Source organism: Methylophaga sp. UBA5088 (genome assembly GCF_002414625.1).
Lineage (GTDB): Bacteria > Pseudomonadota > Gammaproteobacteria > Nitrosococcales > Methylophagaceae > Methylophaga > Methylophaga marina.
In genome coordinates, this window is the sequence record NZ_DIAC01000135.1 from 1,747 (window position 1) to 3,013 (window position 1,267).

The following is a 1,267-nucleotide window of genomic DNA, read 5'->3' on the forward strand; positions in this document are numbered from 1 at the left end:
CTTATAATTCCTCGCCAAAAACTCTAACTTGTTGTTTATTAATAAAAGTAATTTCTTATTCACAGAATTATAAGGCCAAATTTTTAAGCTAACGGTGAAAAATAGTGCCTAGCTTTCGGTGTTCTGAGACTCGGATATTCCATGGCAAGCTTTCCCTTTCTATTCTGAATCAAATCCTTGTTGTCATCACAAGACGTTCTTTCACCACATGATTAAAGACGACTATAACTCATTTATTATCAGCGGCATACAAAACCATAAAATAAAAAGGGGTAATCCTATTTTTGAATGCACTCATAAACACTGCTTATGCGTTTGACGTGAAAATCGCTTGCTAACCCAGCTTCTCGAGATACTCTTTTAATATATGAGCATGGCTGTGTTGTTTGTCTTTTGCTGCATAGAGGAGCACAACATTTTTTTGGCTGACTTCAGCTAGGTAGTCTTTGGCGGTTTGTTTATGTTCACTCAGTTCGCTGAGGTATTTTTTACGGAAGCTGTTCCATTTGTCAGGGTCGTGGTCAAACCATTTACGTAGCTCATCACTGGGGCTGAGTTCTTTCCAGTGGGCATCCAGATTGGCGTCTTCTTTTGATACTCCACGTGGCCATAATCGGTCCACCAGTACTCGGTAACCTGTGGGTGCATCACTTTCATAAATACGATGTAGCTTAATGTTCATGTATGCCTCCTGTTATTGCAGTGTGATTAATAAAGCCAACCTGTTCGGAATGACACACCAACAACGATGAACAAGATGGAAAGAAGGGTGACGGGAATGATGTGCCAGGCCATCACTTTGAGTGTGTCTGGAGAGAGATGAGGAATCACGCGAAATCGTGCGTGCACAGCAAAGCTGAGTGTTAAAAGCAGCAGACATAACTTTGCCATGATGGCATGTGATACGGGATTTGTGGGGTTAAACCATTGTGTGATGTCTGGCAGCACATGATAAGCCAGATACAACCCCGTTAAGATTTGAATAATCAGGGCGGGCATGCCTATCTTTTCATACACTGACTCAAAACTAAGCAGCTCTTCAGGCGAACGATGTTTTAATACCTTAGGCAAGATCACCACCGATAAGATGATATGCCCTCCCGTCCATATGGTGGCTGCGAGTATGTGAAGCAGTAATAATGTCCCGTACATAACTATCCTCTAAATGCACCTATAAAATGGCTTTCAACGAGCCAGCCATAGGCATGAATGTGATTTGACCTCAAAAGAGCAAACTGAATATGCCCCAGCTATTGTGGGTTTTCGC

Annotated in this window: 2 protein-coding genes; both read right to left on the bottom strand. The window is 42.1% G+C overall.

What is annotated here, in order from left to right:
• Positions 1-334 precede the first annotated feature (334 nt).
• The gene (locus tag B4K20_RS16840; protein ID WP_289283802.1) at positions 335-682 is read right to left on the bottom strand and encodes a DUF488 domain-containing protein; all 348 of its coding nucleotides are present in this window, start codon (positions 680-682) and stop codon (positions 335-337) included.
• 26 nt (positions 683-708) lie between these two features.
• Entirely contained in the window at positions 709-1,152 is a 444-nt protein-coding gene (locus B4K20_RS16845) for a CopD family protein (protein WP_289283803.1), read from the bottom strand.
• Positions 1,153-1,267: the final 115 nt, after the last annotated feature.